Below are 6,693 nucleotides of genomic sequence, written 5' to 3'. Positions count from 1 at the left end.
GCATATTCCTTATTTGCGTATGCATTTTTTCCTTTTTCATCAAAAATCGATACGTATATAGAAAAAAATTACAAATTTATTTGCTTTTAGGATCTATTTTTACTTTTTTTGGATCTTACGAATGATTTTTTACTGCTTCTCTATGTATAAGCATGCATATTCCTTATTTGCGTATGCTTTTTTACCTTTTTATAAAAATATAATCTTGACCATTTTCACCATCATTTATTGGATCTCATGAAGGTTACTTTACTGAAGCATGCATACTCCTTTTTTACGTATGCTTTTCCTCCTTTTTTACGTATGCTTTTCCCCCTTTTGCAGTACGTATACGAATAATTATACAGTTCCTCCCCACATACAAAAAATGACCCAGCTCATAAGCTGGACCATTTTTTGTTAGGCATCCCACTACCTTTTCGCCATTACTCTATATCTGATGGATGATGATCTTTTACCAAATCTGCAGCCTTTGCATTTGCTTCCACTTGCTCTGGGCTTTTGCATCCAGGAATAACAGTTGTGACTGCAGGATGCTGAAGACACCAAGCTAAAGCCCAAGTTGCCATGTTTACTCCTTCTGGCACTTCTTGCTCCTTTATCTTTGCAACTAGATTCAGCTTTTCATCGATTTCTTGTTGTTCATGATTTTTTCTAACATTGTCACTAAATGTAGCACCAGGATTATATTTCCCACTCAAATATCCGCTTGCTAATGGTACCCTGGCTAATACACCTAAATCCTGCTCTATACATGAAGGAAATACTTCTTCTTCAGGTGCTTGATCAATTCGGTTATAAACAACTTGAATGGCTTTAGCATTTAACTCAGTAGCTTTTGATGTTTGATAGATATTATCATTTGCACCGATAGAAATACCTAAATTACGGATTTTTCCGGCTTGAACCTGCTTATCAAGCATTGTCCATAAATCATCATTATTAAAAACCTCATCAGGACCTGAATGAAATTGATATAGATCAATATAATCTGTCTTTAATGCCTTCAATGATTCCTCTAATTGAACCCGCACAGCATCTACACTCCATGCATGTTCCCAATTGTCATGCCATTTATGACCAAACTTCGAAGCAAGTACCCAGTCCTCACGACGATCTCTGGAAAGAAAATCACCAATAAACTTTTCAGACATATGATGCGGTCCATAACATTCCGCTGTATCAATCAAGTTAATTCCTAACCCTTTTGCATGTGAAAGAATCGCATCAACTTCATTTTGTGAAAAGTCTTTTCCCCAATCTCCCCCAAACTGCCATGTTCCTACCCCTACTACAGAAACCTTTAAATCAGTACTACCTAAACGTCTGTATTTCATTTAAAACACCCCATTATCACCAATTAGGAAACCGGTTTCATTCCCTTAATCTATCATATCCAAGAATCATGATTAATTCAAGAATATAGCTCTCAATAAAAGACACACTATTTTTGGCATTGTACGCAGTAGAACGTTTTTCTTGATGATAGTTCATCTCGAATGATTGAAGATTGACACCTAGGACAAGGCTCCCCTTCTCTATTATAGACATAACAATGATGATCATAACTTCCCGTTAAATTATCTGTTTTAAATACAGGCATATCAATGTATCCACCATACGAAAGACCTCTATTTAAAATTGTTTGTATGGCATGAAAAAGTGCAGAGCGTTCCTGTACTGATAGCTCATTACCTTTTCTAGATGGTAACAGCTTCGCTTCAAAGCAAATTTCATCAGAATAAAGATTTCCAATACCTGCAATGAAATTTTGATTGACTAAGGTTGTTTTTAAGGCACCTCTTTTCTTCTGAATACTTTGATCAAAAGCTTCAAGCGTAAAGTCTGGACTAAGTGGCTCTGGACCCAAATCATGAAAATCCTTTTCCAATTCTTCATTTGATAATAGATGAAGATATCCTAAACGCAGCCCGATAAAAAATAATAAATCATTTCCGAAAGAAATGGTGACCTGCTTTGTGCGATCTGGACTATCCTGCTCACTTCCAATGTACATGAGACCTCCAAGCATCAAATGTACTAATAGATTTTCTCCTGAATTCAGCTTGAATATCAAATGCTTTGCCCGCCGTTCCACTGCTACTAATGTTTTCCCCTGAACAGCACCAACAAATTCTACAACAGGCTTATTGATTGTTTTTTCTCTTGTAACTTCAACCGCTTCAATTTTTCTTCCAATAAGCTTTTGTTCGAAAATACGTTTATAATTTTCCATTTCAGGTAACTCAGGCAATATGTACACCCTTCCTTGAACATAATATTGTAAGTTAGTATTGCTAAAAAAAAGACCAATCATGTAGGAAGAAATCAAAAAAGGCTCGCCACTTGGCAAGCCTAATAAGTATCATTCAGTTTGATACAATTTTTGGTGACGAAGCTCTAACGATTGGATATGATGTAACTCCTCTAATAAATCAGAAATCGAAATGAGTTCGTAAAAAATAACAGTTTCCGGCACAAAACAATGATGATGATCATAATGATCAGGTTTCCTATCCCAAAATAACTCTGTTACCCGATTTATTTTCTCAAAATGTGAGGTCTCTATTTCATACTGTTGATGATGAAGAATATCCTTTACTGAGCAAACGATTGCTACCACAAGATCTTTATTTTTTTCACTTACCTTAACCTTTTGATTTGAAATTGTAAGTAAGTTTCCTGCGTGGTAAAGAATTTGCCGTAGAATATTCAGCTTTTTATACTCATAATGAAACGTTCTCATATCCTGACGGCTAAAACGGTGATATTTCCATTCTTCCTTTTGATAGCTACAAAGCACTTCAATTGATTCAATATTCTTCATTAATTTTTGAAACCAACTTCTTGACTCATTCCTGTTTGTTTTCGAATGTAAGTCCACTAACTCTAATCCACGACTTTCAATAAAATCTCCTGTTTCTAAAAAGAGATCACGTATTTTATTAAGAATGGCTGGAGAGTAATTTGGACTCATAACAAACAGGTTTACTAATGTAGAAACGAACAAACCAATGCTTGTTGCACCTAATCTAATGAAAAAAGAAGCAATAAAGTGATCATGAACTGTTGAAATCATCGCGACACCTGTAAGAGTTGCTACAAGTGTTCCCTCGTTTAATCGTAGCTTATGACATGTCATAATTGTTGCTATTGCTACTAATGCATAAGTATATGAATGATCCCCAAGCACAACATTAAATGCAATCGAATATGCCGCTCCTATCGCTGCTGCCGGAAAACGTACAAATGCTTTTTTTATTGAATTAGCGGCAGTTGGTTCAATTGTAATTATAGCCGTAATGGCAGCAAACATTGCGGGCCAATTTAACCATTCACATATCATAACAGTCAAAAAAACTGCTATTCCTGTTTTGATGATCCTTCCACCAACCAAATACTTTGCTTTTCTAATGGTATCCATAACGCTTCTTCAACCCTTAAAATAAACAGTTATATACTGATTATAACGTATCAAGTAGAAATCTCTAAATACGTTCAAGCTTAAAGGACGATCTTAGTTACAATTCATATATTAAAAATCTCTCATTCTGATTTTGTTCATATAGTCCATTGATCTTAATCTCTTGTTTAAGGGAAAAAGCAGTCTGATTTTCTAAGTAATAAATGTATTCTTCAGCCGCATAATATAAAATCACCTCAAGGTGTCGTTCACATTTCTCAAAGGAGTACATAATGTTATTCATAACCTTCATAAAGATTTGAATAGAGAATGGATTAAAAAAATAAAAAATATTGTCAGCCTGTTTAACTGGGTAGTGTTCGGCAAGGCAATTGTGAAAAATAATATTGTTACCATTCTTTTTCGTTTTTTTTAAATAACAGGAACGATTTTTCACTGCCATTTCATAAAAGTCTTTGTTCATCTCGACTCCGGCTACAGAAGCCAAATAAGTAGTGAACGTAAAATGGCAACCTGCCCTTACCGCATCCAAAATCAACGATTCGGTCATTACTTTGCAACTGATATTGAGAAAATAGCTGCTTTAATCCATTATAAGGAGTAGGTTCATAACGATGATAATGAAAGGACTTGTGAAACCCCTTCTGATCTCCTGACGTACAAATATTAAGCAAGTGTTCATAATCCTTCTCTTCCATTCATTTCTCCCTTTTAAAGCCTGATTATACTAATTGTCTTTTACCCGATCATAACATAATTAACTAACCTGTATATAATCGCAAAGCTCACTATTTTGTTATTCATTAACTAATGTAAGAAAACTTACCATATTCATGTTAAAAATTATACCTTTATCATGATAAGTATGTAATTTACTGTAATAGATCTGTTATGATAGAAGGAAAGAGTGCTAGAAAGGAGGATATTATGAACTGGATCTCAACTAGTAAGAAAGACGAATTTCTAAAATGGTTCTTGAACAATCATCAGTTAAAAAATAAAGAAGCTCGGAGACTTATAGAATATATTCAGAAAAACCATCATATTCTTAAGAACTTATCTTTTACTGATTATGTTCATTCAAAAGACCGTACGATTGTTGTTTCAAGTATTAATTCTGATGAGTCTGGGTTTCTCTTTTACACTAATGGTCAAAAAACAGAAGATGTTTCACGGGCTTTTGGTTCACTAATGAGCAGCCCTTCTGAAAAAGTTTATCTCATCCTCCACTACTTTGGTAAACATTCTGATCACCGCTATACACAGCTTGTTGAAACACATCGAATTCATTCTATTAAACAATACGAACAATCAGAAAAAGATGCAAAAGCAACAGATTCAGTTGTTGAAATTGCTTTATTGAAAAGCAGGATCAATAAGGCATTGGATGACCGAGACGAAGAACTGTTTCATGAGTTGGTTAATCAATTAAAAGAAATTCAGAAATAAATAAAGTAACAGAGGGCCTTTAAGTAACCCTCTGTTATTTTATTATCTCATTTCCTATACAAATTCCCTTTTTAATAAGGACTGAGTCATAGTCGGTAAAGTAAGTTGAATGGTCGTGCCCTTATTCACTTCACTTTGAATAGTCATACCGCCTTTATGTGATTCTATAATCTTATAACAAGTCATTAGTCCCAAACCTGTGCCCTTTTCCTTCGTGGTATAAAAGGGCTCACCAAGGGTCGGTAATCTTTCTGGTGAAATACCTACCCCCTGATCAATAAGTTGAACAGATATTGTTCCAGCTTCTATTAGCTTAACTTTTAATTCAATTTGACCTCCATTTGGCATCGCTTCAATTGCATTTTTAAATAAATTTAAAAATACCTGCTTTAGTTGAGCTTCTTCACAGCATATCTTAGGTAGATCAGGATCAAACTCTGAAAAGATTTGAATGTTATTGATAATTGATTGAGTGTTCATTAATGTTATAACGTCTTTTATTAACTCTTTTATATCTTTTTCTACAAAAATAGAAGCACTTGGTTTAGTAAGAACAAGAAACTCTCCAACGATTGAATTGATTCGGTCAAGTTCAGATAAAACAATATTATAATACGTTTCTTCTAACTGATTTGATTTAAATAACTGAATAAACCCCTTTATTGATGTAAGGGGATTTCTTATCTCATGGGCAATTCCTGCAGCCATTTGACCTAGTAAGGCAAGCTTTTCTGATTTTAATAGCAAGCGTTCTGTATGTTCTTTTTTCTCCGTAATATCTTTTCCAATCGTCAACACTGCATCTCTTTCACCAAATGTGATCGACATAGATGTACCATCAAAGAAAAACCTCACTCCATCTAAACGTTGAACTTCATATTCAATATTACTTAATGGCTGTTTTTCTTTATGAATCAATTTCATACGCTCATATACACGTTCCTGATATCTGGGTGTGATGAAGTCAAAAAGGGATTTACCAATAACATCAGTTTTGATTTTAGCTCCTACCATCTGAGCAGCTGCATTGTTTATATAGATAATCTTTTGGTTTTGATGAATAATAATAGATTCAGGTAAAGAGTCAATCAATTGTTTATAACTCTCTTCACTTGCACGTGCCTTTTTTGTATAATATCTTGCTACATCATATTGCCTTCCACATACCCAGGCAATAATAGTAAAAACGAAAAAATCCAATGAAAAAAATGCCTCATTGTATAAAATCTTTTCAATTCCTGTATACAATATTGATATCATTACTAGAGAAATTTGCCCAATCTTATTCATGAATTATCCTCATTTTTGTCAGAATTTTACTTATATAATAGCACTATATGTACTTTACTAGGGAAAAAATTAGGAAAATTTACACAATTTTAATGATGTATATAAAATCTTATAATATGTTTCTCTCAGTATCTAGTAAAATGAAAGATATTCTAACAATGTAATTAAAAAAGATGTCAAAATTTCAAGACATCTTTTTTATTCCAGAATTATATAGTAATTAGACCTTTTTCCTTCATGGTATTTAATGTTCCTTCTAAACCCTCTTTATAAGAGGTTTTTTGAATTGGTCCTATTAAACATTCTAATTTTTCTCCATTTAAAATTAGCGGTTTTTGAGTCAGATCATACATCTCTACATACTCTTTCATGCTAGGGTCAAAAATCCCGATAAAACGCACCATATTTTTTGTTACTGTTGAAACCTTTCTTGAATAGCCTGTTATTTCCTGTATGATCTTAATGATTTCTTCACCTGTTATCACTCCTGTACCAGGAATATTCCAGCATTGTCCGTAAGCTTTTTCATG

5 protein-coding genes and 2 pseudogenes are annotated in these 6,693 nt (G+C 33.7%); 1 reads left to right on the top strand and 6 read right to left on the bottom strand.

Going from position 1 to position 6,693, the window contains the following annotated elements; genetic code table 11:
* Positions 1-425 precede the first annotated feature (425 nt).
* The 4 genes and pseudogenes from ACEWK1_RS23805 to ACEWK1_RS23790 form a co-directional block, all read right to left on the bottom strand.
* The gene (locus ACEWK1_RS23805) at positions 426-1,337 is read right to left on the bottom strand and encodes an aldo/keto reductase (RefSeq protein ID WP_416636730.1); all 912 of its coding nucleotides are present in this window, start codon (positions 1,335-1,337) and stop codon (positions 426-428) included.
* Between the two features lie 107 nt (positions 1,338-1,444).
* Positions 1,445-2,254: a bifunctional DNA-formamidopyrimidine glycosylase/DNA-(apurinic or apyrimidinic site) lyase gene (mutM, locus tag ACEWK1_RS23800; RefSeq protein ID WP_379053496.1), complete on the bottom strand. Its 810-nt coding sequence runs from the start codon at positions 2,252-2,254 to the stop codon at positions 1,445-1,447.
* Between the two features lie 111 nt (positions 2,255-2,365).
* Positions 2,366-3,424, bottom strand: a complete 1,059-nt coding sequence (locus ACEWK1_RS23795; RefSeq protein WP_416636729.1) for an aromatic acid exporter family protein — start codon at positions 3,422-3,424, stop codon at positions 2,366-2,368.
* A gap of 97 nt (positions 3,425-3,521) precedes the next feature.
* Positions 3,522-4,122: pseudogene (locus ACEWK1_RS23790) on the bottom strand (SAM-dependent methyltransferase).
* 229 nt (positions 4,123-4,351) lie between these two features.
* Between ACEWK1_RS23790 and ACEWK1_RS23785 the strand changes: the two are divergent.
* A complete protein-coding gene (locus ACEWK1_RS23785) occupies positions 4,352-4,873 on the top strand; it encodes a YpiB family protein (RefSeq protein ID WP_176551097.1) in 522 nt (173 codons plus the stop codon).
* A 54-nt stretch (positions 4,874-4,927) separates the two neighbouring features.
* Here ACEWK1_RS23785 and ACEWK1_RS23780 read toward each other — a convergent pair whose 3' ends face one another.
* Positions 4,928-6,163: an ATP-binding protein gene (locus ACEWK1_RS23780; protein ID WP_247339395.1), complete on the bottom strand. Its 1,236-nt coding sequence runs from the start codon at positions 6,161-6,163 to the stop codon at positions 4,928-4,930.
* A gap of 209 nt (positions 6,164-6,372) precedes the next feature.
* Positions 6,373-6,693: pseudogene (locus tag ACEWK1_RS23775) on the bottom strand (short chain dehydrogenase); the annotation flags it as partial.

Origin of the sequence: Metabacillus sp. YM-086, assembly GCF_048059995.1 — a bacterium.
Taxonomy (GTDB): Bacteria; Bacillota; Bacilli; order Bacillales; family Bacillaceae; genus Metabacillus; species Metabacillus litoralis_B.
The sequence above is the reverse complement of the archived record's forward strand: the minus strand, read 5'-3'. Positions and strand labels throughout refer to the sequence as shown.

Coding starts and splice junctions, on each gene's coding strand:
- ACEWK1_RS23805 (WP_416636730.1), bottom strand. CDS start 1,337: ATGAAATACAGACGTTTAGGTAGTACTGATTTAAAGGTTTCTGTAGTA.
- ACEWK1_RS23795 (WP_416636729.1), bottom strand. CDS start 3,424: ATGGATACCATTAGAAAAGCAAAGTATTTGGTTGGTGGAAGGATCATC.
- ACEWK1_RS23785 (WP_176551097.1), top strand. CDS start 4,352: ATGAACTGGATCTCAACTAGTAAGAAAGACGAATTTCTAAAATGGTTC.
- ACEWK1_RS23780 (WP_247339395.1), bottom strand. CDS start 6,163: ATGAATAAGATTGGGCAAATTTCTCTAGTAATGATATCAATATTGTAT.